Annotated in this window: 25 protein-coding genes; 17 read left to right on the top strand and 8 right to left on the bottom strand. The window is 71.9% G+C overall.

Annotated elements, in window-relative coordinates; translation table 11 throughout:
• Positions 1-51 precede the first annotated feature (51 nt).
• From BKA14_RS42610 to BKA14_RS42620, 3 genes are read left to right on the top strand one after another with little or no spacing between them, the layout of a single operon-like run.
• On the top strand, positions 52-963 hold the full coding sequence (locus tag BKA14_RS42610) for a WcbI family polysaccharide biosynthesis putative acetyltransferase (protein ID WP_184956385.1): 912 nt from the start codon (positions 52-54) through the stop codon (positions 961-963).
• A complete protein-coding gene (locus BKA14_RS42615; RefSeq protein WP_184956386.1) occupies positions 960-1,931 on the top strand; it encodes a glycosyltransferase family protein in 972 nt (323 codons plus the stop codon). The genes BKA14_RS42610 and BKA14_RS42615 overlap by 4 nt, the downstream gene beginning before the upstream one ends.
• On the top strand, positions 1,925-3,202 hold the full coding sequence (locus BKA14_RS42620; RefSeq protein WP_221477441.1) for a glycosyltransferase family 2 protein: 1,278 nt from the start codon (positions 1,925-1,927) through the stop codon (positions 3,200-3,202). Before BKA14_RS42615 ends, BKA14_RS42620 begins: the two co-directional genes overlap by 7 nt.
• A 32-nt stretch (positions 3,203-3,234) precedes the next feature.
• Here the strand turns inward: BKA14_RS42620 and BKA14_RS42625 are convergent, their stop codons facing one another.
• Both BKA14_RS42625 and BKA14_RS42630 read right to left on the bottom strand, forming a co-directional pair.
• The gene (locus BKA14_RS42625) at positions 3,235-3,900 is read right to left on the bottom strand and encodes a SanA/YdcF family protein (protein ID WP_184957282.1); all 666 of its coding nucleotides are present in this window, start codon (positions 3,898-3,900) and stop codon (positions 3,235-3,237) included.
• Between the two features lie 366 nt (positions 3,901-4,266).
• Entirely contained in the window at positions 4,267-4,533 is a 267-nt protein-coding gene (locus BKA14_RS42630; RefSeq protein ID WP_184956387.1) for a hypothetical protein, read from the bottom strand.
• A 316-nt stretch (positions 4,534-4,849) separates the two neighbouring features.
• Here BKA14_RS42630 and BKA14_RS45460 point away from each other — a divergent pair, with 316 nt between their 5' ends.
• The gene (locus BKA14_RS45460; protein WP_275412378.1) at positions 4,850-5,572 is read left to right on the top strand and encodes a GNAT family N-acetyltransferase; all 723 of its coding nucleotides are present in this window, start codon (positions 4,850-4,852) and stop codon (positions 5,570-5,572) included.
• On the opposite strand, the gene BKA14_RS42640 is transcribed toward BKA14_RS45460, so the two are convergent.
• Both BKA14_RS42640 and BKA14_RS42645 read right to left on the bottom strand, forming a co-directional pair.
• On the bottom strand, positions 5,565-7,811 hold the full coding sequence (locus tag BKA14_RS42640) for an exo-beta-d-1,3/1,6-glucosidase (RefSeq protein WP_184956388.1): 2,247 nt from the start codon (positions 7,809-7,811) through the stop codon (positions 5,565-5,567). The genes BKA14_RS45460 and BKA14_RS42640 overlap by 8 nt on opposite strands.
• Positions 7,812-7,925: 114 nt before the next feature.
• Positions 7,926-8,159, bottom strand: coding sequence for a hypothetical protein (locus BKA14_RS42645; protein WP_239092623.1), 234 nt, complete (start codon positions 8,157-8,159; stop codon positions 7,926-7,928).
• A gap of 156 nt (positions 8,160-8,315) precedes the next feature.
• Between BKA14_RS42645 and argC the strand changes: the two genes are divergently transcribed.
• From argC to BKA14_RS42705, 12 genes are all read left to right on the top strand, one after another.
• Complete coding sequence (gene argC / locus BKA14_RS42650; RefSeq protein WP_184956390.1) at positions 8,316-9,317, top strand: N-acetyl-gamma-glutamyl-phosphate reductase; 1,002 nt, start codon at positions 8,316-8,318, stop codon at positions 9,315-9,317.
• Positions 9,314-10,486, top strand: a complete 1,173-nt coding sequence (gene argJ / locus BKA14_RS42655; RefSeq protein ID WP_184956391.1) for a bifunctional glutamate N-acetyltransferase/amino-acid acetyltransferase ArgJ — start codon at positions 9,314-9,316, stop codon at positions 10,484-10,486. The genes argC and argJ overlap by 4 nt, the downstream gene beginning before the upstream one ends.
• Entirely contained in the window at positions 10,483-11,352 is an 870-nt protein-coding gene (gene argB, locus BKA14_RS42660; protein WP_184956392.1) for an acetylglutamate kinase, read from the top strand. Before argJ ends, argB begins: the two co-directional genes overlap by 4 nt.
• On the top strand, positions 11,349-12,503 hold the full coding sequence (locus tag BKA14_RS42665) for an acetylornithine transaminase (protein WP_184956393.1): 1,155 nt from the start codon (positions 11,349-11,351) through the stop codon (positions 12,501-12,503). Before argB ends, BKA14_RS42665 begins: the two co-directional genes overlap by 4 nt.
• Positions 12,500-13,429, top strand: coding sequence for an ornithine carbamoyltransferase (argF, locus tag BKA14_RS42670; RefSeq protein ID WP_184956394.1), 930 nt, complete (start codon positions 12,500-12,502; stop codon positions 13,427-13,429). The genes BKA14_RS42665 and argF overlap by 4 nt, the downstream gene beginning before the upstream one ends.
• The gene (locus BKA14_RS42675) at positions 13,426-13,938 is read left to right on the top strand and encodes an arginine repressor (protein WP_184956395.1); all 513 of its coding nucleotides are present in this window, start codon (positions 13,426-13,428) and stop codon (positions 13,936-13,938) included. Before argF ends, BKA14_RS42675 begins: the two co-directional genes overlap by 4 nt.
• A complete protein-coding gene (argH, locus tag BKA14_RS42680) occupies positions 13,931-15,352 on the top strand; it encodes an argininosuccinate lyase (protein WP_184956396.1) in 1,422 nt (473 codons plus the stop codon). Before BKA14_RS42675 ends, argH begins: the two co-directional genes overlap by 8 nt.
• 193 nt (positions 15,353-15,545) lie before the next feature.
• Complete coding sequence (locus tag BKA14_RS42685; protein WP_203722112.1) at positions 15,546-16,286, top strand: HAD family hydrolase; 741 nt, start codon at positions 15,546-15,548, stop codon at positions 16,284-16,286.
• A 116-nt stretch (positions 16,287-16,402) separates the two neighbouring features.
• Positions 16,403-17,575: a sigma-70 family RNA polymerase sigma factor gene (locus BKA14_RS42690; RefSeq protein WP_239092622.1), complete on the top strand. Its 1,173-nt coding sequence runs from the start codon at positions 16,403-16,405 to the stop codon at positions 17,573-17,575.
• A gap of 108 nt (positions 17,576-17,683) precedes the next feature.
• Positions 17,684-19,141, top strand: coding sequence for a mannitol dehydrogenase family protein (locus BKA14_RS42695; RefSeq protein ID WP_203722110.1), 1,458 nt, complete (start codon positions 17,684-17,686; stop codon positions 19,139-19,141).
• A 27-nt stretch (positions 19,142-19,168) separates the two neighbouring features.
• Entirely contained in the window at positions 19,169-20,482 is a 1,314-nt protein-coding gene (locus BKA14_RS42700) for a hypothetical protein (RefSeq protein WP_184956397.1), read from the top strand.
• Entirely contained in the window at positions 20,475-21,326 is an 852-nt protein-coding gene (locus BKA14_RS42705) for an inositol monophosphatase family protein (RefSeq protein ID WP_184956398.1), read from the top strand. The genes BKA14_RS42700 and BKA14_RS42705 overlap by 8 nt, the downstream gene beginning before the upstream one ends.
• Here the strand turns inward: BKA14_RS42705 and BKA14_RS45465 are convergent.
• Genes BKA14_RS45465 through BKA14_RS42725 form a run of 4 tightly spaced genes read right to left on the bottom strand, consistent with a single transcriptional unit; the run spans position 21,284 to position 25,329 of the window.
• Positions 21,284-22,180 (bottom strand): carbohydrate ABC transporter permease, encoded by an 897-nt coding sequence (locus tag BKA14_RS45465; protein WP_184956399.1) that lies wholly within the window; start codon positions 22,178-22,180, stop codon positions 21,284-21,286. The genes BKA14_RS42705 and BKA14_RS45465 overlap by 43 nt on opposite strands.
• Positions 22,181-23,071 carry a carbohydrate ABC transporter permease gene (locus BKA14_RS42715; protein WP_184956400.1) on the bottom strand — a complete coding sequence of 297 codons (891 nt, stop codon included), beginning with the start codon at positions 23,069-23,071 and terminating at the stop codon, positions 22,181-22,183. It abuts the gene before it with no gap.
• Positions 23,068-24,354 (bottom strand): sugar ABC transporter substrate-binding protein, encoded by a 1,287-nt coding sequence (locus tag BKA14_RS42720; protein WP_184956401.1) that lies wholly within the window; start codon positions 24,352-24,354, stop codon positions 23,068-23,070. The genes BKA14_RS42715 and BKA14_RS42720 overlap by 4 nt, the downstream gene beginning before the upstream one ends.
• 12 nt (positions 24,355-24,366) lie before the next feature.
• Positions 24,367-25,329, bottom strand: a complete 963-nt coding sequence (locus BKA14_RS42725; RefSeq protein WP_184956402.1) for a nucleoside hydrolase — start codon at positions 25,327-25,329, stop codon at positions 24,367-24,369.
• A gap of 202 nt (positions 25,330-25,531) precedes the next feature.
• On the opposite strand from BKA14_RS42725, the gene BKA14_RS42730 reads away from it, so the two are divergent.
• Positions 25,532-26,329 (top strand): SDR family oxidoreductase, encoded by a 798-nt coding sequence (locus BKA14_RS42730; protein WP_260417728.1) that lies wholly within the window; start codon positions 25,532-25,534, stop codon positions 26,327-26,329.
• Positions 26,330-26,340: the final 11 nt, after the last annotated feature.

The raw sequence follows: 26,340 nt of genomic DNA on the forward strand, positions 1-26,340 counted from the left end.
TAAGACGTGGCAGATGCTGGTGCCGGGCCGCCCCGCGGGTATAGCAGGCCCATGGCACCATCGTCACCCGATCCGCGGACCAGGCATTTCGGGGCTTTCTACGGCATAGAGGAACCGGCCGGTGACGGCCCCGTGCTCCTCGTCATCGGCAACTGCCAGGCCGAGTCGCTGCGCCTCATGCTCGACGACGGCGAACTGCGCACCGTACGGGTGCCGCCGGTGCACGAGCTCGGCCCGGCCGACCTGCCGCACCTCGCGCGCTGGCTGGCCCGTACGCGAGTGCTGATCACGCAGCCCATCCGCGACGGCTACCGCGGCCTGCCGCTCGGGTCGGCCGAACTGGCCGCGGGACTCGACCGGGACGCCCGCACGCTGCGGGTGCCGGTGATCCGGTTCGCCGGCCTCTACCCGGCCCACGCCATCGTCCGGCCACCCTCCGACCCCGGCCTGACCCCGCCCGTCGTCGCCTACCACGACCTGCGCGTGCTGGCCGAGGCGGCCGGGCTGCGGCTGCGCGCGGCGCTCGACGTGCCGGCCGTCCGGGCGATCGCCGAGGAATCGCTGCACCAGCTGCGGGCCCGGGAGGCCGGACACGGCACGGTGGTCGTGTCCGACCTGTTCGCGGCGCCGTTGTTCAACCAGATGCGCACCCTCAACCACCCCGGCAACCCGATCTGGGCGGCGCTGGCCGCACGCGTCCGCTCGGCCCTCGGCCTGCCCGGGCACGCCGTCGACCCGGGGCGGCCGCTGCTCGACTCCGTGCACGCGCCGCGCGAATCCGTGGTGATCGAGGCCTGGGAACTCGACGACCCCGTACGGCCGCACTGGGTCGTGGGCGGGCAGACCGTCGAGACCGAGGCCGTACGGGAGGCCCACCTGGACTGGTATGCGCGGCACCCCGACGCGGTGCAGGCCGGTCTGGCCCGGCACGCGGACGCGTTGCGCCTGGTGGGTGTCGCGTGAGCGGACAGCTGCCGGCGCTGGCCGTCACCCCCGATGCCCGGCACGGAGTCACCGTCGCGGCCCGCGACCTCGCCACGGCGGCGGAGGCGGCAACCGGCCGACGCCTCACCGTCGCGTCCGGCACCCTCCTCGGGGAGCACCCGCCGGAACGCGCGCATCTGCACTTCACCGACCGGCTCTGGGCCGGCTCGCCGGAAGAGGCGGCCGCCCTCGTGGAACGCATCGCCGCCCGTACGGCGCTGACCGTCACCCTGCACGACGTGCCGCAGGCCTCCGACGGGCCGCGCAACCTGCCGCGCCGCACCGACTGCTACGCCCGCGTGGCCGCCGTCGCACGCGGAGTGGTCGTCAACAGCCGGCACGAGGCGGCGCACCTGGCCGAGGTGGGCATCGTGCCCCGGGCGCTCGGTGTGGTGCCCCTGCCCGTCACACCGGCGCCCGCCGGGGTCGTCCCTGCCAACGATCACCGCGATGTCGCCGTCCTCGGCTTCTTCTATCCGGGCAAAGGCCACGCGGAAGTGGTCGACGCGATGGCCGCGGGGACACGCTTCACCGTCCTCGGCGGCCCGTCCGCCGGTCACGAAGCCGACCTGCGGGCCTTCACCGAACGGGCCGAGGCGCGGGGAGTCACGGTCGAAGTGACCGGATACGTGCCCGAGGACGACCTGATCGCCCGCTGCCGCGCGGTCACCGTGCCCGTCGTGGCCCACCGGCACTTCTCGGCCTCCGGCTCCCTCGCCACCTGGATCGCCGCCGGTCGCCGCCCGCTCGTCGTAGAGAGCCGCTACACCCGCGAGATGGCGTCGCTGCGGCCGGGAACCGTCCACCTGGTCCCCGCCGGCGAGCTCGCCGCCGCCCTGGCCGACCCCGGCCCGACCTGGCTGGCGGAGGACGCGGTCACCCGGCCGCACCTCGACGACACCGCCGCCGCCTACCTCCGCTGGTGGACAGGAGACGTCACATGGTGAACGGCCGATCCGTGCCCGGCAACCGCTGGGACCTGCTCGACGGCATCGAACCCGAACGGCCGCCCACCGTGTCGGTCGTCGTCGTGCACTACCAGCAGCAGGCCGAGCTCGACCGGACGCTCGCGGCCCTGCGGCGGCAGACCCATCCGGCGGACCGTACGGAAGTCGTCGTGGTCGACGACGGGTCCCCCGAACCGCCCCGGGTCCCGGCCGGGGTGCGGCTGCTGCGCCAGGCCGACGAGGGTTTCCGCGCGGCGGCGGCCCGCAACCTCGGCGCGTCCGCCGCGACCGGGGACGTGCTCTGCTTCCTCGACGCCGACACCGTGCCCGAACCCGGCTACCTCACGCGGATGGCCCGGCTGCCGGCCCTCGCCCCCGAGGCGGTCGTCGTGGGCCGGCGCCGGCACGCCGACCTGGCCGGGCTGCCCGTCGACGCCCCCGTCGAGGAGGCCGGCCCCGCGGGCGAACTGCCCGAGCCGCAGTGGCTGCGCGACGGCTACCGGCTCTCCCACGACCTGCTCGACGCCGACGACCGGTCCTACCGGTACGTGATCAGCGCCGCGCTCGGCTGCTCGCGCTGGTTCTTCGAGCGGGTCGGCGGGTTCGACGAGACCTTCACCGTGTACGGCGGCGAGGACTGGGAGTGGGCGTACCGGGCCTGGCTCGGCGGTGCCGTGCTGGCCCACGTGCCCGACGCGGTGGCCTGGCACGACGGGCCCGACTGGGCGGGGCGCGACCTCGACGACCCGGCCCGGCGGGCCCGCAAGGACGACGAGACGCTGCTGCTGACCGACCGCATCCCGGTCGCCGGTTCCCGCGGGCACGGGCTGCGCAGCGCCGGCGTGGACGTCGCGATCCGGCTCGGCTCGGCGCCCTCCCCGGCGGCGGCGTTCGTCTGCGTCGACTCGCTGCTCGCGGTGCTGCCCTCGGCGGTGGTGAGCGTGCCGCCGGAGTTCGCCGCACTGTTCGTCGCGGACCAGCGGGTGACCAGCGGTGGTGCGGAGCCCGCGGCGCGGGTCCTCGTCGACGTGCCGCAGGCGGTGCGGGTCGACCGTGCTGCCAAGGAACTGCGCGAGGCGGTGGACTCGGTCGGTGTCGGCACCCTCGGGACCGTTCTGCTCGGCCCCGTGCGCATCGACTCCGCGCGGGCCCGGGCCCGCCGCACGGTGTGGGGGAAGGAGCTCTTCGAGACGCGCGCTGTGTCCTCGGCGTTGGCGGCCCCGCTCGGCGCCGACCCCGGCCTGGCCGGCTACCTCGGTGGGTGGGACTGACCTTTCCGGCCGTCGCTTGCCGGCCTCGCTTCTCAGCCGGCCAGCGCCTCCTGGACCGTCGTCTCCTGACGGCCCAGGAAGACCGGGTCGCGCCGGGTGACGACGTCGGCCACGGCTTTGAGCACCGCACCCCGCTCCCGTACGACCGAGTTGCGCCACGGCTCCGAGTAGACGCGCACCGAGTCGTCGCCCACCCCGGTGGCCTCGATGCCCAGCGTGCGGCAGAGCGCCACCGCGCGGTCGATGTGGTAGGTCTGCGTGACGACGATCGCCTCACCCACCCCGAAGATGCGCTTGGCCCGCGCACACGAGTCGTACGTGTCGAAACCCGCATAGTCCAGGGCGATCCGCGAAGCGGGCACACCCCGGGCCACCAGGTAGACCTCCGAGGAACCAGGCTCGTCGTACTCCCAGCGCGAGTGGTCGCCCGACACCAGAATGGCCCGCACCTTGCCCGCATCGAGCAGCCGCTTGGCGATGTCGAGCCGCGCCGCCAGGAACGGCGAGGGCGACCCGTCGTCGTAGACCTGGGCGCCCAGCACGATCGCGACCGGTGCCGCGGGCACGCCGGCCTCGCTGTAGACGTGACCCCGCGCCGAGCCCCGGGTCCACAACTCGCCGCCCGCCGAGGCCAGCACCCCGAGCGCCACCACGAGCGCCCCGGCCGTCAGCCCCCGCCGCACCCACCGCCCCCGCATGATCCTCACCCGCGAAACGATGCCAGCCCGTGTCAACAACCCGTCGCTTGCCCGCACACGGTAGGCCCTTCGGCGGCCGGCCCCGGACTTGTCCACAATTCCGGGCCGTCCACGTTGAGATGCTGGATGGGCCTCGGCGGGCCTTGACTCGTTGTCCACATGGCGTCCGCGGTAGAACTGGTGGATCTTCGGTGATGGTCTGACCCGTGTTCCCCAGGCGTCCGTACGGCTGCCTTCCGGCTGAGCTGTCGGCCGTCGCCGAGGCCATAACCAGGCAGGGAATGTGACGTAACAGGAGCTTGGCTAGAAGTGTCCACCCCTGCCCGGCGGTGTGCCACCCGGTTCACTCGCTCCATGCATGGTCGATCAGCCCGGAGTCGGTCCGGTCAGCGCCGCGCAACTACTGATCACCGCCGCAGACAGCCCACAACGGTTGCGCTCGGAAACCAGCACCACGCAGCCACCCGCGCCTACATCGAACGCAGAACCACCCAAGGCCTGAGCCCACGCGACATCAAACGCTGCCTCAAGCGCTACATAGCCCGCGACATGTTCTCCCACGTCCAACAAGCCCTGCGCCACCACGCCCTGCAAAAAACAACACTCCCGCAGGGTCGGCAGGGCCTGATCCACTCGGACGGGCAGCTCCCGTAGCGACGGTCTGCCCGGCCAGGCAGTGTCCTGCCGATCGTCAAAGCGGGATTGAAGCGACGAGCGGTAGAGGGCCGCTTCCGGAATTGCGGGTGACCCGGATTCACCGTTGTCCGAGTCAGCGTTCCCCACGTTTCGCTGCCGCGTGGTCAGGGGGCACCACTGGCGGCGGCCTGCCCGACCCGGCGGACGCTCCGCAGCGACGGCCGGTCGGCTGGGACGCCGCCACCTGTGGCGAAGGCTCGACTGGTGGGGTACGCGGCAGCGGTGCGGAAGGTGGGCGGGGCAGGATGGGCCGGTGCCCACAACTGCCGAGCTTGCCGATGTGACCGGGGCCGACCCGTTGACGATGTGGGCCGCCGAGCGGCCGGGGGCCTCGATCTGGGCTGTTCCGGGCGCTGCGGTGGTGGCCGCGCCGGGGTTGTCGCGCCGGGATCGGCTGGTGGTTCACGGTGAGCCGGGTGCGGTGGCGGCGTTGCTGGGGAAGGTGCTGCCGGAGGTGGGGCCGTCGTTCCGGCCGCTGGGTGCCGAGGAGCTCGTGGTGGCGGTAGCCGAGCGCGTGCCCGGTTTGTCGGTGGCGGGCCGGTTCGCGTGGATGGAGACGAGCACGCCGCCGGGCGAGCCGAACGAAGCGGGGGAGCCGCGCTGGCTCCGGGAGGGTGAGCTGGGCGAGGCGGCCGCGTTGCTGGCGGAGGCGTTTCCGGCGTCCTACGCCCAGGTCGGCGCGGCCGGGGTGGCCCGGTGGGCCGGTCTGCGGGACGAGGGCGGGCGCCTCGTGGCGATAGCGGCTGACGCCTGGTCGAGCCCGCGTACGGGTTTCCTGGCGGGCGTCACCACCCGGCCCGGCCATCGGGGGAGGGGCCGGGCGGCGACGCTGTGCTCGTTCGTCGTCAGGGAGTTGCTGCGCGGCCGGGAGCGGGTGGCTCTGTTCGCCGATTACGACAATGTGGCGGCGGTGGCCACGTACCGGAAGCTCGGTTTTGCCCTCGGTCCGCTGGCCGCCGCCCACCAGGTCAGCTGATCGTGAACGTGGCCCGGAGCAGGTCGCGTTCGCGGGAGCTGGGGCCGACCAGCAGTTCGAAGTCGCCGGCCTCGACGACGCGGCGGCCGTCCGCGGTGACCAGGGAGCAGGCCGCCGCGGGCAGTTCGAGGTCGACCGTGACCTGCGACTGCGGGGGCACCGGGACCTGCCGGTACGCCTTCAGCTCGCGGCCCGCCCAGGTGACCGATGTGACCAGGTCGCTGATGTAGACCTGCACGGTCTCCAGGGCGGGGCGGGTGCCGCTGTTGGTCAGGGTGACCGTCGCGCGCACGGTGTCCGACGCGCCGACCGCCGGGGTGGTGACGGTCAGGTCCCCGTACGAGATGGTGGTGTAGGACAGTCCCTCGCCGAACGCGAACAGCGGGTCCTGCGTGAGGTCGGCGTAGCGGCTGCCGTGCTGCCCGCGGATCGTGTTGTAGTAGACCGGCTGCTGTCCGACGTGCCTGGCGACCGACAGGGGCAGGCGGCCGCTCGGTTCGATCAGGCCCAGCACCAGTTCGGCGATGGCCCGGCCGCCGCGCATGCCGGGGTTGAAGGCCTGGATGATCGCGGCCGCGTTGAGGGCCGAGGGCGGGAGCACGGTCGGCTTCGAGTTGACCAGCACGACGATCATCGGGGTCTTGGTGGCCGCGATCGCGTCGAGCAGGGCGATCTGGCCGCCCAGCAGTTCCAGCGTCGCGGTCGACTTGTGCTCGCCGGTCAGGTTGACCGTGTCGCCCACCACCACGACCGCGTAGTCGGAGCGCAGCGCCTTGTCGCGGGCCACGTCGATCATGTGGTGGTCGATCGGGGCGCCCTGCGAGATCGGGGGCCGGGGCTGCCCGTCGGGGTACGTGTCACCCTCGGGGTCGGCCACCAGGCGCTCGATCTCGGCGCCGCGCGCGTATTCGATCACCCAGTTGGCCGGGGCGACCGTCTTGAAGCCGTCGAGCACCGTCTCGGTCAGTTCGCGCGGGTGGCCGTCGGGCAGCCAGTCGACCTGACCGGAGTCGCCGGCCCAGTCGCCCAGCTGCGCCGACACGTCGTCGGCGTTGGGGCCGAGGACCGCGATCCGGCGGAACTTGGCCGACGGGTCGACGGGCAGCACGCCGTCGTTCTTCAGCAGCACCAGCGAACGCCGGGCCACCTCGAGGTTGAGCTCGGCGTGCTCGGCAGAGCCGATCACCGTGCCGATCAGCTCGGGCGAGGGCGCGCGGGGGTTCTCGAACAGGCCCAGCTCGAACTTGAGACGCAGGATCCGCCGGACGGCGTCGTCGATCTCCTCCTCGGCCAGCAGCCCGCGCTCGACCGCCTCCTGCGCGCCCTCGAAGAAGCCCGGAGTGACCATGACCAGGTCGTTCCCGGCTTTCACGGCGACCGCGGCGGCCTCCGCGTAGTCGGCGCACACCCTCTGTTCCCAGACCATGCGCCCGACGTTGTCCCAGTCGGTGACGAGCGTGCCGGTGAAGCCCCACTCGCCCTTGAGCACGTCGTTGAGCAGCCACTTGTTGGCCGTGATGGGCACGCCGTCCATCGACTGGTAGCCGAGCATGAAGACCCGGCAGCCCTCCTTGGCGACGCGCTCGAACGGCGGCAGGAACCACGAGCGCAGCTTGCGCGGGCTGATGTCGGCCTCGCTGGCGTCGCGGCCGCCCTGTGTCTCGGAGTAGCCCGCGAAGTGTTTGGCCGTGGCCAGGATCGCGGTCGGGTCGCCGAGGCCGCCGCCCTGATAGCCCCGGATCATCGCCGAGCCCAGTTCGCCGATCAGGAACGGGTCCTCGCCGAACGTCTCGTCGACCCGGCCCCAGCGCAGGTCGCGGGTGATGCACAGGACGGGGGAGAAGGTCCAGTGAATGCCCGTGGCCGCCACCTCGACGGCGGTGACCCGGGCGACCCGCTCGAGCAGCTCCGCGTCCCAGCTGGCGGCCATCCCGAGCTGGGTCGGGAAGATCGTCGCGCCCGGCCAGAACGAGTGGCCGTGGATGCAGTCCTCCGCGGTGAGCAGCGGAATCTGCAGCCGGGTCTTGGCGACCAGATCGATCGCCTCGAGCATTTTCGCCGGGGAGGTGTGCAGGATCGAGCCCGCCAGCTTCTCGCTGACGATCTCCTTCACATCACCCCGGGCGTCCAGCTGGAGCATCTGCCCCACCTTCTCGGGCAGGGACATCCGGCCCAGAAGATCGTCGACACGCTGGTCGACGGGGAGCGATGCATCCCGGTACGGGACGTCAGCAGGCACGTGCGCCTCCGGTCGTCATGACCGCGGTGGCACGGTCTGCGAAACACGAACAACCGGGAGTCTTCCAGCCCGGAACCGGTTACGGGAGACCAGGCCGGTTCCGGAACTTTTCACTTAGTTGTCAGTATCGGTCTCCTCGATGCTCGGCACCTCGATGCCGGCGGCCTCCAGAGCGTCGCGCCGGGCCTCGGCCGCCTCCTTCTCGCGCTCGACGAGGGTGGCGTATTCGACCAGCACGGACGGGTCGTCGGTGTCTTCCACGCGGTCGAAGAACCGCTGCGTGGTGCGAACCGCTTCCGCGTACGCCGCCGCGGCTTCCCGGAGGGCAATGATCGTCTTGTCAGCCATGGATGAAGTCATATCACCAGGGGACGACACCGGCCCGGTCGAGAACCCTCCGGTGGGCCCGTCGGGGCCGGCCGGGAACAACTCGGACGGGGAATGGTGTTGCCGGGCCCTATTCACGGTTGATACGGTCCTCTGCATAGTCATGCGGAGGTTGGTATGGGAATCCGGGTCGCGGTCGCCGGTGCAAGCGGATACGCGGGGGGCGAGCTCCTGCGACTGCTCGCCGGGCACCCCGAGTTCGATCTCGTGGCCGCCACGGCCCACTCACAGGCCGGTGCGCACGTCACCGCCGTCCACCCGCAGCTGGCCGGTCTCGACCTCACGCTCACCGCGACCGACGCGGCCGGCCTGAGCGACGCCGACCTGGTGTTTCTCGCCCTGCCGCACGGGCAGTCGGCGGCGATCGCGGCGCAGCTGCCCGAGTCCGTCAAGATCGTGGATCTGGGCGCGGACTTCCGGCTGCGGGACGCGGCGCTGTGGGAGCGGTATTACGGCGGCGAGCACGCCGGCACGTGGACGTACGGCCTGCCCGAATTGCCGGGCCATCGCGAGCTGATCGCGTCCTCGAGCCGGGTGGCGAATACGGGCTGTTATGCGGCCACCATCACACTCGCGCTGGCGCCGCTCATCGCCGCGGGCCTCGCCGACCCGGCCGACGTGGTCGTGGTGGCGAGCTCCGGCACGTCCGGCGCGGGCCGCAGCGCCAAGGTGAACTTGCTGGCCAGCGAGATCATGGGCGACCTCTCGCCGTACAAGGTGGGTGCCCATCAGCACGTGCCCGAGATCAAGCAGGCCACCGGGGCGACGTCACTGTCGATGACCCCGGTGCTGGCCCCGATGCCGCGCGGCATCCTGGCCACCGTCACGGCCCGTCGCGCGGCGCAGGGCGACCCGCGTGAGGTGCTGCTTCAGGCGTACGGGAATGAGCCTTTTGTGCATGTCCTCCCCGAGGGCGCCTGGCCGCACACGGCCGCGACCGCCGGATCCAACTCGTGCCACCTGCAGGCCACGGTCGACGTCGACTCGGGCCGCATCGTGGTGGTGAGCGCGCTCGACAACCTCGGCAAGGGTGCCGCGGGTCAGGCAGTGCAATGTGCCAACCTCATGTCCGGCCTGCCCGAGACGATGGGCCTGTCCGTGTTCGGAGTCGCACCGTGACCGTCACCCACCCCAAGGGCTTCCGGGCGTCGGGCGTCGCCGCCGGCCTCAAGCCCACCGGCAACCTCGACGTGGCCCTGGTCGTCAACGACGGCCCCGACTTCACCGCGGCCGGCGTCTTCACCGGCAACCGGGTCAAGGCCGCGCCCGTGCTCTGGAGCCAGCAGGTGCTCAAGGGCGGCATCGTGCGCGCCGTCGTGCTCAACTCGGGCGGCGCCAACGCGTGCACCGGCAGCCAGGGCTTCCGCGACACGCACGCCACCGCCGAGCACACCGCGGCCGTGCTCCGCGGCGGCCCCAAGCCGCAGCTCATCGGCGCCGGCGACGTGGCCGTCTGCTCGACCGGTCTGATCGGCGAGCTGCTGCCCATGGACAAGCTGCTGCCCGGAGTCGCCGCCGCGGCTCGCGCCTTGGAGACGAACGGCGGCGAGAGGGCCGCCGAGGCGATCATGACGACCGACACCGTCGCCAAGAACGCGGTCGTCGAGAAGGAGGGCTGGTCGGTCGGCGGCATCGCGAAGGGTGCCGGCATGCTCGCCCCCGCCCTGGCCACCATGCTCGTGGTGATCACCACCGATGCCAGCGCCGACAACGAGGTGCTCGACGCGGCCCTGCGCGAGGCGACCCGGCTGACCTTCGACCGGATCGACGCCGACGGCTGCATGTCGACCAACGACACCGTGCTGCTGCTGGCCAGCGGCGCCTCGGACGTGCAGCCCACGCCCGAGGAGCTGACCGCCGCCGTCACTCAGGTCTGCCACGACCTGGCCCAGCAGCTGATCACCGACGCCGAGGGCGCCACCAAGCACGTCGCGATCGAGGTCAAGGGTGCGGCCAGCGAGGCCGACGCGGTCGAGGTGGGCCGCTCGGTGGCCGGCAACAACCTGGTCAAGACCGCGCTGTTCGGCAACGACCCCAACTGGGGGCGCATCCTGGCCGCGGTCGGCACCACCCGGGCCCGTTTCGAGCCCGACCGGGTCGACGTGGCGATCAACGACGTGTGGATCTGCAAGGGCGGGGCGGCCGCGGAGGACAGGTCCAAGGTCGACCTCTCCGGGCGCGACGTGCGGATCACGATCAACCTGCGCGAGGGCGAGATGGACGCGACGATCTGGACCACCGACCTCTCGCACGCCTACGTGCACGAGAACTCGGCGTACTCGTCGTGAGCGATCCTGTCGAAAAGGCCGAGGTCCTGATCGAGGCGCTGCCGTGGCTGGAGCGCTTTCACGGCTCGACCATCGTGATCAAGTACGGCGGCAACGCCATGATCAACCCTTCGCTGCAGCAGGCCTTCGCCGCGGACATGGCCTTCCTCCGGTACGCGGGCATCCGCCCGGTCGTCGTGCACGGCGGCGGCCCGCAGATCAGCCGGATGCTCGACCGCTTCGGCATCGAGAGCGAGTTCCGCGGCGGCCTGCGCGTCACCACCCCGGAGGCCATGGAGGTCGTCCGGATGGTGCTGACCGGGCAGGTCGGCCGCGAACTGGTCGGGCTGATCAACCGTCACGGCCCGCTCGCCGTCGGGCTCTCCGGGGAGGACGCCCACCTGTTCACCGCCGTACGGCGGGGGGCTCTGATCGATGGTGAAGAGGTCGACATCGGGCTGGTCGGCGACGTGGACCGCGTCGACACCTCGGCCGTCGACGACCTGATCGCGGCGGGCCGCATCCCGGTGATCGCCAGCGTCGCCCCCGACGCCGGCGGGGTGGTGCACAACGTGAACGCCGACACCGCCGCCGCCGCGCTGGCCGAGGCCCTGGGCGCGCAGAAGCTGGTCGTGCTGACCGACGTGCCCGGGCTCTACACCGACTGGCCCGACACGTCGTCGCTGGTCACCGAGATCGACGCCGACGCCCTGGCCAAGCTGCTGCCCCGGCTCGAGTCGGGCATGGTCCCCAAGATGGAGGCCTGCCTGCGCGCCGTCCGCGGTGGCGTGCCCGCGGCCCACGTCATCGACGGCCGGGTCGCCCACTCGACGCTGCTCGAAGTCTTCACCCCGGAAGGAATAGGAACGATGGTGGTCCCCTCATGAGTTCGCTCATCGAACGCTGGTCGCACGCGGGCATGAACAACTACGGCACCCCGCAGGCCGCTTTCGTCCGAGGCGAGGGTGCGGTGATCACCGATGAGGACGGCCGGCAGTACGTCGATTTCCTCGGCGGCATCGCGGTCAACGCGCTCGGGCACGCCCACCCGGCCGTGGTCGCCGCCGTCACCCAGCAGGTGCAGCAACTGGGGCACGTGTCCAACTTCTACGTCGCCGAGCCGCCGGTCGCCCTGGCCGAACTGTTGCTGGCGCTCGCGGGCCGGGCCGGGCGGGTCGTCTTCACCAATTCGGGGGCCGAGGCCAACGAGGCCGCCTTCAAGATTTCCCGACTGACCGGCCGTACGCATGTGGTCGCGACCCACGGTGGATTCCACGGACGCACCATGGGGGCGCTCGCTCTCACCGGCCAGCCGGCCAAGTCGGACCCGTTCCGGCCGTTGCCCGGCGACGTCACCCATACGTCGTTCGGTGATTTGTCCGAGATGGAAGCGGCGGTCAATGACCGGACTGCGATGGTCATCCTCGAGCCGATCCAAGGCGAGAACGGCGTAGTCGTGCCGCCGCCCGGCTACCTGTCCGGCGTACGGGAAATTTGCGACAAGAACGGCGCGCTGCTGGTGCTGGACGAGGTGCAGACGGGCATCGGCCGTACGGGGCACTGGTTCCACCATCAGAGCGAGGGCGTCGAACCCGACGTCATCACGCTGGCCAAGGGCCTCGGCGGCGGCCTGCCCCTGGGCGCCTGCATCGCGTTCGGCCCGGCCGCCGAGCTGTTCACCCCCGGCTCGCACGGCACCACCTTCGGCGGCAACCCGATCTCGTGCGCGGCCGGCCTGGCCGTGATCCGCACGATCGCCGGCGAGGGCCTGCTCGACCACGTCAAGCGCGTCGGCGAGCAGCTGCGGCACGGCATCGAAGGCCTCGACCACCCCCTGATCGCCCACGTGCGCGGCGCCGGACTGCTGCTCGGGATCGTGCTCACCGCACCCGAGGCCACCCGCATCGCCGCCGCCCTCAAGGAAGCCGGATTCCTCGTGAACGCCCCGCAACCCGACGTCATCCGCCTGGCCCCGCCGCTGATCATCAGCACCGAGCAGGCCGACGCGCTCATCGAGGCCCTGCGGGGTGCGCTGTGACCCGCCACTTCCTGCGCGACGACGACCTGACCCCCGACGAGCAGAACGCCGTCCTCGAGCTGGCGACCGAGATGAAGGCCGACCGCTTCGCGTACCGGCCGCTCGAGGGCCCCCGCTCGGTCGCCGTCTTCTTCGACAAGGTCAGCCTGCGGACCCGGCTGTCGTTCGAGGCCGGCATCGCCGAACTGGGCGGCCAGCCGATGATCGTCGACACGCACGCCACCCACTTCGGGCGGGGCGAATCGCTCAGCGACGCCGGCCAGGTCGTGTCCCGCTACGTCGCCGCCATGGTGTTCCGCACCACCGGGGACGAACGCCTGACCGAGCTCGCCTCCGACGTCGACGTGCCGGTGATCAACGCGCTGACCGACGGGTTCCACCCCTGCCAGCTGCTGGCCGACCTGCTCACCATCCGCGAGCGTCTCGGCTCGCCGCAGGGCAAGAAGCTCGCGTACGTGGGGGACGCGGCCAACAACATGGCGCACTCCTACCTGCTGGCCGGGGCGACCGCGGGCATGCACGTACGGGTGGCCGGCCCGTCCGGTTTCGACCCGGCGCCGGCCGTCGTGTCGCGCGCGGCCGAGATCGCGGCCGGGACCGGCGGCTCGGTCGAGGTGCTGCGCGACCCCCTCGAGGCCGCCGACGGTGTCGACGTGCTGGCCACCGACACGTGGACGTCGATGGGGCAGGAGGGCGACGGGCGCGACCGGCTCACCCCGTTCTGGCCCTACCAGGTCAACAGCAAGCTGCTGGGCGCGGCCGCGGAGGGCGCGATCGTGCTGCACTGCCTGCCCGCCCACCGCGGTGAGGAGATCACCGACGAGGTCATGGACGGGCCGCAGAGCGCTGTCTTCGACCAGGCCGAGAATCGCCTGCACGCGCAGAAGGCCCTGCTGGCCTGGCTGCTGGCGGTGAACAAGTCATGACCGGGCCGGTGACTCGCGCGGGCCGGCACGCCCGGATCGTGGAACTCATCCGCGCCTCTGAGATCCGGTCCCAGACCGAGCTGGCCGAGAAACTCTCCGGCTGGGACGTGGTGGTCACCCAGGCCACGCTCTCCCGCGACCTGGAGGAGCTCGGCGCGGTCAAGGTCAGCGGCGCCTACCTGATCCCCGAGGACGGCAAGCGCCCGCTGCGCGAGACCACCGAACAGGGACCGGCCCGGCTGCTGCGGCTGCTGCGCGAACTGCTGACCGGCGTCGACTCCAGCGGCAACATCGCCGTGCTGCGCACCCCGCCCGGGGCCGCGCACTTCCTGGCCAGCGCGCTCGACCGGGCCGGGCTGACCGACGTCGTGGGCACGATCGCCGGCGACGACACGATCCTCGTCGTCTCCCGCGACGTCACCGGTGGCAAGGCGCTCGCGGCCAAGCTCGCCGACTGGGCCGGTCACAACCACGAACTTGAACACGGCAAAATGGAAGACAATGACTGAGAAGACTTCTTTGTGGGGTGGCCGGTTCGCCGGTGGCCCGGCCGACGCCCTGGCCCGGCTGTCCGTGAGTGTCCAGTTCGACTGGCGCCTCGCCCCGTACGACATCGCCGGCTCCCGCGCCCACGCCCGGGTGCTCGCCGCGGCCGGGCTGCTCGACCCCGACGAGCTGGGCCAGATGCTGGCCGCCCTGGACGACCTCGAGGCGGCCTGCGCGTCCGGCGAGTTCCGGCCCACCATCGACGACGAGGACGTGCACACCGCCCTCGAGCGCGGCCTGCTCGAACGCCTCGGCGCGCTCGGCGGCAAACTGCGCGCCGGCCGCTCCCGCAACGACCAGGTCGCCACCGATCTGCGGCTCTACATGCGCGACCACGCCCGTGGGGTGGCCGTCGCGCTGGTCGAGCTGGCCGACGCGCTGACCGAGCAGGCCGCCCGCAACGTCGGCACGCCCGCGCCCGGCCTGACCCACGTGCAGCACGCCCAGCCGGTCTCGTTCGGCCACTGGCTGCTCGCCCACGTGCAGCCGCTGCTGCGCGACCTCGATCGGATGAAGGACTGGGACGCCCGTACGGCGGTCTCGCCGCTCGGCAGCGGCGCGCTGGCCGGCTCCTCCCTGCCCCTCGACCCGGCCGCCGTGGCCAAGGAGCTGGGCTTCGCCGCGCCCGCGGCCAACTCGATGGACGCCGTGGCCGACCGCGACTTCGTGGCCGAGTTCCTCTTCATCACGTCGCTGATCGGGGTGCACCTGTCCCGCCTGGGCGAGGAAGTGGTGCTCTGGACGTCGACGGAGTTCGGCTGGGTCGAGCTCGACGACGCGTTCGCCACCGGGTCGTCGATCATGCCGCAGAAGAAGAACGCGGACATCGCCGAGCTGGCCCGGGGCAAGAGCGGCCGGCTGATCGGCGGGCTGGTCGCGGTGCTGACCATGCTCAAGGGCCTGCCGCTGACCTACGACCGCGACATGCAGGAGGACAAGGAGCCGGTCTTCGACGCGATCGAGACGCTCGAGCTGCTCCTGCCCGCGCTGGCCGGCATGATCTCGACGATGACCGTACGGGTGGACCGCCTCGCCGCGGCCGCGCCCGTCGGGTTCTCGCTGGCCACCGAGGTCGCCGACTGGCTGGTGCGCAAGGGTGTGCCGTTCCGCGAGGCCCACGAGATCACCGGCAAGCTGGTCGCGATCTGCTCGGTGCGCGAGTGCGAGCTGGAGGACCTGACCGACGACGACCTGAAGACGGTCAGCGAGCACCTCGACCCGACGGTGCGCCAGGTCCTGACCGTCGACTCGGCGCTGGCCTCGCGCACCACACCCGGCTCGACCGGCCCCGGCCCCGTGGCCGACCAGCTGGCGCAGGTGCAGCACCACCTCGACACGTGGCGTCAGTGGGCGGTCGAGAAGGTCGTGCCGCGCTGAGCGACGGCCCGGGTGAAGCCCAGCGCGACGTCGCGGCCGGACTGCAGGAGGGTGTAGGGGTCTGCGCCCTTCTGCAGGAAGCCGCTGACGCCGGCGGCGAGCCCGGTCGCGACCAGGTCGTCGGTCAGTAAACGGGGAACGGGCGGGTTGAAGTCCTCTGTGTAGGGCCTGGCCCACCGGGTAGCCCGGTCCCGTGATCGATCTCCCCCGCGCCGGTGAGGTGCGCGCCCTGTTGCTGGACGCCGACGGCAACCTGTTCCCGTCGGAGGAGCCCGCGTTCGTCGCCTCGGCCGACGTGACCAACCGCCTGCTGGCCTCGCTGGGCGTCTCCCGCGCCTACACGGCCGAGGAGTTGCGGCTGACCACGACGGGCAAGAACTTCCGCACCACGGCCGCCGATCTGGCGGCCGGGCACGGCCGGGTGCTGACCCCTGAGGTGCTCGCGGACTGGGTGGCCGAGGAGAAGAAGGTCGTCTCCGACTACCTCGGCCAGGTGTTGCGCCCCGACCCGGCCGTGCTGGAACCTCTGCATCGGCTGGCGGGTCGGTACCGGCTGGCAGTGGTCAGCTCCAGCGCCCTGTCCCGGCTGGACGAGTGTTTCCGAGCCACCGGCCTGGCCGGGTTGCTCCCGGCCGGGCGGCGGTACAGCGCCGAGGACTCGTTGCCCCGGCCCACCAGCAAACCCGACCCCGCGATCTATCTGTACGCCGTGCGGCAGCTCGGTGTCGCGCCGGCGCAGGCTGTCGCCGTCGAGGACTCGTGGCCCGGCGCCCGGTCGGCCGTGGCCGCGGGCATCCCCACCGTGGGCAACCTGGTCTTCGTGCCCCCGGCCGAACGGGTGGCCCGCCGCGCGGCGCTCGAGGACGCGGGCGTCGCCCTCGTGATCGAGTCGTGGCAGGAGCTCGAAGCCGCGCTGCCGGTCAGTGTGGAGTGATCGCGCCGGCCGGACGGTGGCCCCGAGGTGTCGATCCGGCGTAAGGCGGCTAGCGTGGTTCGAGTACTGACCCCTTCCGCCCTGTGTCCGCGGAGCAAATGTCACGGAGGGTGACCATGCTCACGGACCACTATGGCGTCATGGCCCGCGCCGACGCGCCGGTCGAGCTGTCCGATGATCTGGACGAGATCGCCGAGCGATACATTCGTGACCGTGCCGCTCTCGACCCGGTACGGGCGGGGCGCTTGCGCGACGACGTGATCCGCCGGCTGCTGCCCTTCGCGGGCCGATTGGCCGGTCGGTACCGGCACAGCCGGGAGTCCATGGACGATCTGGAGCAGGTGGCCCGCCTCGCCCTCGTCAAGGCGATCGACCGTTACGACCCGGAGCGCGGATCTTTCACCGCGTACGCGGTCACCACCATCTCGGGGGAGCTCAAGCGGTACTTCCGCGATCACACGTGGGGCGTGCAGGTTCCTCGCCGGCTGCAGGATCTGTCCCGGGTGGCCGGGCGGGCCACCGAGGAGCTGACGGCGGAGCTGCACCGCCCGCCGACCGAGCAGGAGCTGGCGGCGCGGTGCGGTGCCGGCGTGGCGGAGGTGGCGGAGGCGCTCGCATCCCGCGCGGGCTACCGGCCCGTGTCGTTGAGCCTGCCGGTGGGTGATTCCGGGGCCGCGCTCGGCGACCTGCTGGGCGACGCCGACGGGAATCTCGAGCTGGTCACCGATCAGCTGACCCTGCGCCGGCTGATCGAGCGGCTGCCGGCCCGCGAGAAGCGGATCCTGCTGGAGCGTTTTTACGGCAACCGTTCCCAGTCGGAGATCGCCGACGACTTGGGCATCTCCCAGATGCATGTGTCCCGGCTGATCAGCCGCGTGCTCGGCTGGCTGCGGACGGCCATGCTGACCGACGAGACGCCGCTGTGGCCCGGCGACACGGCCGACCCGGCGCAGACCGGACCGGCCGTGGCCATCCGCCGGTCGGCGACGGGACCGACGCGTGTCGTCGTCACCGGTGAGGTGGATCGGGACAACGCCGGCCGCCTGCAGCGCAAGCTGGTGCGGATCATCGCGCGGGCGCCCGCGGGTGCGCAGCTGGAGGTCGACCTGGGCGGGGTGCCGTCGCTGTCCGCGGCCGGGGCCAGGGCGCTGCTGGCCGCGTACGACGCCGGCCGTGTCCGCGGTGTCGTCGTGAGCGTCGTGGCCATGCAGCCGTTCGTCCGGCGGTTCGCCGCGGTGGTGGGCCTGACCCCGCTCCTGCCCCCGGGTGAGGCCGGTCAGCCCAACTGACCACTGTGGTGGCGGGAGCAGCAAACTCGTTGTTTCTCAGCACTTTTCGAGGGCAAGCGCCGGAACCGCATTCAGGGGCCGCCGGACGGCCCGACCGAAGGGCCCGACGTGGATCGCATCTCCCTCAGCAACCGGACCGTACGTTCTCTGGCCGACCGGATCGACGTTCCCACCTATGATCGGTCCGCGCTCGTCCCCGCCGTCGTGCATCTCGGGGTGGGCGGGTTCCACCGTGCGCACCAGGCCGTCTACTTCGACGATCTGGCCCGTAGCGGTGACCTCGGCTGGGGCGTGGTCGGCGTCGGCCTGCGCTCCCCGGGGATGCGTGACGCGCTGCTGCCGCAGGACTGCCTGTTCACCGTGGTGGAGAGCGACGAGGACGGCGATCGGGGACGCGTGGTCGGTGCGATGACCGGCTACCGGTACGCGCCCGACCGTCCGGCCGCCGTGCTGGACGCCCTGGCCGACCCACGGGTCCGGCTGGTCACGCTCACCGTCACCGGTGACGGCTACCACCACCCCGGCCGTCCGGTCGACCCGGCGCGGCCCACCACCGCCGCCGGGTTCCTCGTCGAGGCGCTGGACCGGCGCCGCCGGGCCGGCCTGCCCGGCTTCACCGTGCTGTCGTGCGACAACCTGCCGGACAACGGCGCTGCGGCGCGGGCCGCGGTGCTGGGGCCGGCCCGCCTGCGTGACCGGGCCCTCGCGGCCTGGATCGATGCTCACGTCTCCTTCCCGGCGAGCATGGTCGACCGGATCACGCCGGCCACCGGCGCGGCCACCCGGCGACTGGTGGCGTCGAGGTTCGGGATCGACGACCGGAGCCCGGTGGTGACCGAGCCGTTCCGCCAGTGGGTCGTCGAGGACGACTTCCCGTACGGCCGGCCGCCGCTCGAGCAGTTCGGTGTCCACTTCGTCCCCGACGTGACGCCGTACCGGCTGATGAAGACCCGGCTGCTCAACGCCGGTCACAGCGCGCTGGGCTACCTCGGCTCGCTGACCGGCGAGTACCGCACCAGCAGCGAGGCCATGACGAACCCGGTCATCGCCGACTACCTGGCGGTGCTCATGCGGGAGGAGATCGCGCCGCTGCTGCCGAAGGTCCCCGGCATCGATCTGGACGCCTATCAGGCCCGCGTGCTGCGGCGCTTCGCCAACCCCAGGATCAGCGACCAGCTCTCCCGCCTGTGCGGCCGGGGCTCGACCAAGATGCCGGCCTACCTGCTGCCCAGCCTGGCCGACGCCCGCCGGACCGGCCGCCCGGCCCTGCTGCTGAGCCTCGCGGTGGCGGCCTGGTTCTGCTATCTGCGCGGGTACGACCTGAACGGCGCACCGATCGAGGTCCGCGACGCCCTGGCCGAAACGCTGCAGGCCAGAGCCCGGGCCGGCGGCAACGACCCCCGCCCGCTGCTGGCCGAGCATCGCCTCTTCGGGTCGCTGGCCGCGGATCCGGGGCTGGCCGGCACGCTCGAGAACGCCCTGCACGACCTGGAGGTGTACGGCCCGGCCGCCACCATCTGCGACTATCTGGCGACCGAACTGCTCACCGGTCGACCCGTCGTTTGACGCTCGCCCCGGTGGGAAGGCCGCGCCATGACAACCGCACAAATCGTGGATTCCGGTGTGCTGCCGCGGGTGGCACCCCCGGTGCCTGCGGTTCGCCCCGCACGCAGCCTGCTCGGCTATCTCCTCATGCCCCGGCCCAAGGATCTGATCAAGGGCCTGCTGATGCCGCTCACCTTCGGACTGGCAACGCTCGCAGCGGGTGGCGTGGACGCCTGGACGGTGCTCCGGGCGGCCGTGGCGCTGGTGGTGCTGGAGCTGCTGGTCTATCCGGCCCGGTATCAGTGGAACGACATCCGGGGTTTCGCGGCCGACCAGCGCCATCCGGCCGAGGCGGACCGCGGGCGCCTGCCGGGACCGCTGGACCGCGCGCACTCGCACATAACAGCCAGTGCGGCTGTCGCCCTGCTCCGACTCGTCCTGGCCGCAGCTCTGGTGCTGATGCTGCCGAGCCTGCAGCTGGGACCGATCGTGCTCTGGATGGTGCTGGGCGTCTTCGGCGTGGCGATCGCCTACGAGGGGCTGCGGGCCGCCGCGACCGGCCGCTCCGGTGCGGTCCCGGCGCCCCTGAGTCCCGCTCTCGTCCTGCTCTGGATCGTCGTGGGTGCCGGCTACGTCGTTCGTGGCCTGACGGGTCTGGCCCTGGTGATCGACCTGCCGCGGCATCCGTGGACCGGCGTGGCGGCCGGCGTCACCCTCTGGGCGTACGGGGTGGCCTTCGTGACCAGCCGGTGGGCGATCGAGTCGACCGCTTTCGCCCGGCTGCGCAACGACCGTCTCGTCTGGCGGTGCGAGGCCCGGCACGCCCGCGAGCATCTGCTGGCCCTGGTGCGGTGGTTGCCGGAGCGGCTGGACGCACGGCACATCGGTGGTCCCGCCGACGGGTCCGTCACCGGGTGGGCGGCGCTGCGCGGTCGCACCCCGCTCAGCGCCCCGTGGAATCTCGCCGCGATCGTCGCCGGAACGGCCGCCGTGATCTCCGGTCGCCTGCTGACCGGCCCGGCGACGGCCGGTGATGTCGCGGTGGCCGGCGTGGCCGGGGCCGTCGCAGCGACGGCGGTCGTGCTGGCCGGGCGCGGCCGGGCCGCCGTCGTAGGGGCGGGCGCCGTGCTGGTGGCGCTCACCGTGTGGGCCTGGGCCGGCGCACCGATGCTCGCGGCCCTGCCGTGGGCCGTGGTGATGGGCGCGTACGTGCGGTGCGTGGCCGGTTCTTTGCGGACACTGGGGGCGCTCGGCGATCGGGTACGCGCGCGTCTCGGTGTTGCCCTCGCGCCGGTCGCGCGGGCGACGCTGGGGCGCGAGACGTGGCAGGTGCTGCACGGCCGCGGGTCGGCTCGTGCGTGACAGCGAGCTCGACGAGCTGCTGACCACCGCGCGCCGGGCCGCCCGAGCCGGCGCGCGGGTCGCGCTCGACTGGCGGGCCCACGCCGACCGCCTGCTGGTGGAGGAGAAGGCCGGACCGGCGGACCTGGTCAGTCAGGCCGACCGCGAGACCGAAACGGCCATCCGTGCCGTGCTGGCCGCGCACCGGCCCGGCGACGGGGTGCTGGGCGAGGAACACGGTGCGCTCGACGGGCGTTCGGGCGTGCGCTGGCTCGTCGATCCGATCGACGGGACCACGAGCTACCTTTACGGCCGATCCGACTGGGCCGTGAGCGTGGCGGCCTGCGACGCGGCGGGTGGGCGCCTGCTGGCCGGGGTGGTGGTGGAACCGGAACTGGACCGGATGACCGAGGCCCGCCGCGGCGGCGGCACCCGCACCCGGGGCGCACCGGTCGCCGTCCTGGAACAGGACGATCTCGCCCGGACCCTGGTCGAGGTCAACCTGGGGCGGCCGGAGCAGCGTCCCCGGGCGGCCGCCATGGTCGGCGCGCTCGCGTCCCGGGTGCGTGACCTGCGCCGGGGCGGCAGTGCTGCGGCCGCGCTGGCCAACGTCGCCACGGCCCGGGCCGACGCGGCCTGGTTACCCGGGCTGCAGCCGTGGGACTGCGCCGCGGGTGTGCTGCTGGTGCTGGAGGCCGGTGGGGTCGTCGGTGACCTCGACGGGCGGCACGAGGGCACCTGGCCGCGCAGCGGTGACGTCCTCGCGGCGTCGAAGGGACTGTTCGAGCCACTGCGCGGCCTGCTGTCACCCGCGTACGGGAATCATCCTTTGAGGCCCGACGCGGTCACCGACTGGGTGAAGTAGCGCTGGAAGAACAGCAGGATCAGCAGCGGCACGAGCGCGGTCAGCACCGCGCCCGCGAAGATCGCACCGAAGTCCACCCCCTGCTGACCCGCGAACTGCGCGATGGCCACCGGGGCGACCGTCATCTCCGGGTCCGGCGCGATCAGCAGGGGCCACAGATAGGCCTGCCACTGGAAGACGAACAGGATCAGGCCGGCGCCGATCAGGGCGGGCCGGGACAGAGGCAGATAGATCCGCCGGAAGACACCCCACCAGCCGAGCCCGTCGACCCGGGCCGCGTCGGCCAGCTCGGCCGGCACGCCCAGGAAGAACCCGCGCAGCAGGAACACCGCGAAGCCGTTGCCGATACCGGGCAGAACCAGGGCGGCGTACGTGTTCTCCAGCCGCGCCTCCCGGAAGATCGACATCAGCGGGATGGCGATGGCGTCGAACGGGATGAGGAACGAGATCACCATGACGGCGAACACCACCGCGCGCCCCGGGAAGTTGAGCACGGCCAGGGCGAACGCCGCGGTGGCGCAGATCGCCAGGCCCGCCACCAGCGTGGCCACGGTGACGACGGTCGAGTTGAGCAGCGCCCGGCCGAACTCGGCGTCGAACAGCCGGTCGAAGTTGCCGGTCGTGAGCCCGCGGGGCAGCAGCGTCCACAGCGACACGGGGGAGAGGGTGGCGAACGTCTCCCGCTGCGGTCGCAGTGCGCTGACCGCCGCCCACCACAACGGCAGGACGAACAGCACGGCGATGAGCGAGCCGAGCAGGATCATGCCGATGCGGCGTGAGGGCCGTCGCCGGGGCCGGGGCGGAGCCGGGGCCGGCTTCGCCCCGGACGGCCGTTGCCGGGTCTGTGTGGACACTCAGTCACTTCCTCTCGACAGAAGGCGGAACTGCACCAGGACGACGGCCAGGGCGATCAGCACCACGATCACCGTTCCGGCGGCCGCCGCGCCCGCGTCGGCCCGGACGTAGGCGCGCTCGAACACGTCGTTCATGATCAGGTTGGTCCGGCCGTTGGGTCCGCCGCCGGTCAGGATCTGCACCGGCGCGAACACCAGCAGGTTCGAGATGGTGTCGGCCACCAGCACGAAGGCGAGCTGCCGGCGCAGCTGCGGGATCGTGATGCTGCGGAACCGGGCCCACCGGCCCGCGCCGTCCAGCGCTGCCGCCTCGTACAGCGTGGGGTCGATCTCCTTGAGCCCGGCGATCAGGAACATCATCCAATAGCCGACCCCGATCCAGGAGACCACCACGACTATCGACGGCAGCGCCTGGCCGGACGAGGTCAGAAAGCCCTGCGGCGCGATGCCGAGCCGGGCCAGCACCCCGTTGAGCGGGCCGTCGGGGCGGAAGGCGACGGCCCAGATCACCGCCGACACACTCTGCGGGATGGCGACGGGCAGGAAGACCAGGGTCCGCATGAGCCCCGCACCGCGGATGCGTTCGTTGAAGAGCACCGCCAGCGCGAGCGCCACGGCGATCTGCAGCGGGTTGACCACGATGCCGAACAGCAGGGTGACCTTCAGCGCATTGAGAAAGGCCGGGTCGTCGAGCAGCGCACGGTACTGCTCGGCACCTACCCAGTGCGTCGGCTCCACCCCGAGCGCGGTGCTGCGCAGACTGTCCCAGACCGCTCGCACGGTGGGCCAGAGCCGCAGCAGCACCGCGGCCAGCAGGGCCGGCAGCAGGAAGGTGACGGCGACCGGCAGGTCGCCCCACCGGCCCCGCCTGGATCTGGTCGGCGCGGTCACTTGCGGTACTTGGCCAGGGCACGCTCGAGCTCCTCGCCGGCCTGGGTGAGCCGGGTGGTCGCGTCGGTGCCGTTGCGGATGTCGGCGAACGCCTTGTTGAGGACCGACTCGAAGTCGACGTACCCGGTGGTGATCGGCCGGGACACCGCGGTGCCGGCCACCGAGTGCTCGATGATGTCGGCGATCTGCTGGTAGCGGGCGCCCTTGCCGCCGAGCCCCTTGAGGTAGGTCTGGAAGGCCTGCTGCTGCACCGGGATGTTGTTGCTCGTGGTCGCGGTCGCGCCGGCCGGGTCGGTGGTCATGTAGGCGAGGAACTTCTTGGCCGCGTCCTTGCTGTCGGAGAACGGGCTGATGCCGGTCGACCAGGAGTCGGTCGACGTGGCCGGCTTGCCCTGGGCGAAGCGGGGGAACGGGGCCACGCCGTAGTCGACGGCCTTCTCCTTGTCGAACGCGGCGGCGTTCCACGGCCCGCCGGCGAAGAAGGCGACGGCGCCGGTGGCGAACAGGCCGGGTGTCTGCTCGGGGTTGATGCCGCGCGGTGCCACCCCGGACGCGAACAGGTCGTGATACCAGGTGAAGGCGCTGGTCCAGCCGGCGTTGGTCACGTCCGGTTGCAGCAGGCCGTCGCCGGTCAGGCCGGGCCCTCCGCCGAGCGACTCGGGCAGCGGCTGGAGCTGGTAGTAGCGGTCGACCTGGTCGAAGATCAAGCCGTACCGGGCGCCCGCGCTCTGGGCCTTCTTGCCGTCGGCGGTCACCTGCTCCCAGGTCACCGGGGTGGCCGGATTGCTGCTGGGCGCCTTGATGCCGGCCTTGGCCAGCAGCGCCTTGTTGTAGTAGAGCAGCTGGGTCGAGGTCCAGCGGGGCATGGCGTACTGCTTGCCGTCGAACGTCGTGATTTTCAGGGCGTTGGCATCGATCCGGCCCTCGGCCTGCGACTTCAGGTCGTCCAGCGGCTCCAGGAAGCCGCGCGACGCGAAGGCCGCCAGCCGGGGCTCGTCGACGTCGTAGAGGTCGATGTCGGCATCCCGGGCCCCCAGCCGCGATTGCACCGTCGAATTCAGATCGTCGAACGGGACGACCTGCTGTTTGATCTTGATAGTGGGGTTGGCCTTCTCGAAGTCGGCGATGACCTTGTCGAAGGTGCCCGGATCCTGCGCGTTGACGAACGTCAGCGTGACGTTGCCGTCGGCGCCGGCCTCGGCGCCGGAGTCGTCCCCGCAGCCAACGGTGGCCAGGGCCATCAGCGCGGCCGCGCCGAGAGCGAAGGTGCGTATGCGAAACATGGCGGTGCCCTTTCAGAGGGAGTAGACGTGATTGAGGAAGAAGTCGATGAAGGCGGGGCTGTCGACGTCGGTCGCCACCAGGCAGTTGGGTTCGGGCGGGTGGCGGGAGGCCAGCAGGTCGGCCACGGTCACGCCCCGGGTGATGTCGCTGCAGACCTCGACCTCGACCCGGGCCGGGCGCCAGGTCACCAGGTGCGGACGGCTGGCCACGGCCACCGCCAGGGGGTCGTGCATGGGCGCCGTCAGGAACTCCTGCCCCGGGTAGGCCTCCCGGAGGTAGTCGATCCATCCGTGCGCGCACCGCCCGGCGTACTCGGCGAACGGCCGGCCGGTGGCGATGAGCCGATCGGCGTCGGCGCGGCCCAGCGCGACCTGCAGGGTCACGTCCAGCCCGATGAAGCGCAGCGGGGCCCCCGAGCCGAGCACGATGGACGCGGCCTCGGGATCGACCCAGATGTTGAACTCGCCCGGCATGGACAGCAGGCTGGTGGTACGCATGAAAGCGCCGCCCATGACGATGATTTCCTTGACCGCGGTGGCCACCGCCGGCTCCAGGGCCAGGGCGATCGCCACATTGGTCAGCGGGCCGATCGCCACGATCGTGATCTCGCCGGGACAGGCCAGGACGTGCTCCATGATCGCGGTGGGCGCGCGGCCCGGAGCCGGGGCCCGGCCGGCCAGTTCCGCGCGCACGCCGGCCACCCGGTCGCGGGCCGGGTGCTCGTGCACCGGGCGTCGCAGGGGTGTCCGGGCACCGCGCACCACCGGGATCTCCGGCCGGCCCAACCGGTCGAGCAGGTTGAGCGCCAGGACGGTCGACGTGTCGACGTCGATGTTGCCGTTCACCGTGGTGACCAGCTCCAGCGACTGATCGCTCAGATCGATCGCCAGGGCCAGGGCGAAGCCGTCGTCGATGTCCGAGCCCGGCGCGCCCATGGCGATGTCGGTGTCGAGAATGATCCGGCGGTTGGGCATCGGGCGGCCTACCCGGGCCCTGCGCCCGCAAACAGCCGGTTGCCGGGCATCAGTTCCGAATAACGGGGTACGCCGCGCCATCGACCCGAGAGGCGGCATCGTGCCCGACAGCCAGTACAGCAAGCAGAACCCGCAGGATCAGTTCCCGCAGGCGGACGAACAACAGAGCAGCGAGATCCCGCATCCCGGCACGACCGGCCAGATGGACGACAAGCCGGACCACGGTGAGGACAGCTATCGGGGCAGTGGCCGGCTGACCGGCAAGCGGGCGATCATCACCGGCGGTGACTCGGGCATCGGCCGGGCGGTGGCCGTCGCGTTCGCCCGTGAGGGTGCCGACGTCCTCATCGCCTATCTGCCCGAGGAGGAGGACGACGCCCGCGAGACCGTGCAGCTGGTCGAGAAGGCCGGTCGCAAGGCGGTCGCCGTGCCGGGCGACATCCGCGACGAGCAGCACTGCAAGGACATCATCGGGCGCGCTGTCAGCGACCTCGGCGGCCTCGACATCCTGGTCAACAACGCGGCCTTCCAGATGGCCCAGCCCGGCGGCATCGGCGACATCACCACCGAGCAGTTCGACCGGGTGCTGAAGACCAACCTGTACGCCATGTTCTGGCTGAGCAAGGCCGCCGTCGAGCAGATGGGACCCGGGTCGACGATCATCAACACGGCCTCCATCCAGGCCTACCAGTCCTCACCGGAGCTGCTGGACTACGCCACCACCAAGGCCGGCATCGTCGCGTTCACCAAGGCGCTGGGCGCGAGCCTGGCCCAGAAGGGCATCCGGGTCAACGCGGTGGCGCCCGGTCCGATCTGGACGCCGCTGATCCCGGCGACGATGCCGTCGGAGAAGGTGGAGTCGTTCGGCGAGCAGACACCGATGGGTCGCGCCGGGCAGCCGGCGGAGCTGGCTCCCGCGTACGTCTTCTTCGCGTCGCAGGAGTCCAGCTACGTCACCGGTGAGGTGCTCGGCGTGACCGGCGGTCAGCCGTTGTCCTGAGGCCTGTCGTC

Origin of the sequence: Paractinoplanes abujensis, assembly GCF_014204895.1 — a bacterium.
GTDB lineage: Bacteria > Actinomycetota > Actinomycetes > Mycobacteriales > Micromonosporaceae > Actinoplanes > Actinoplanes abujensis.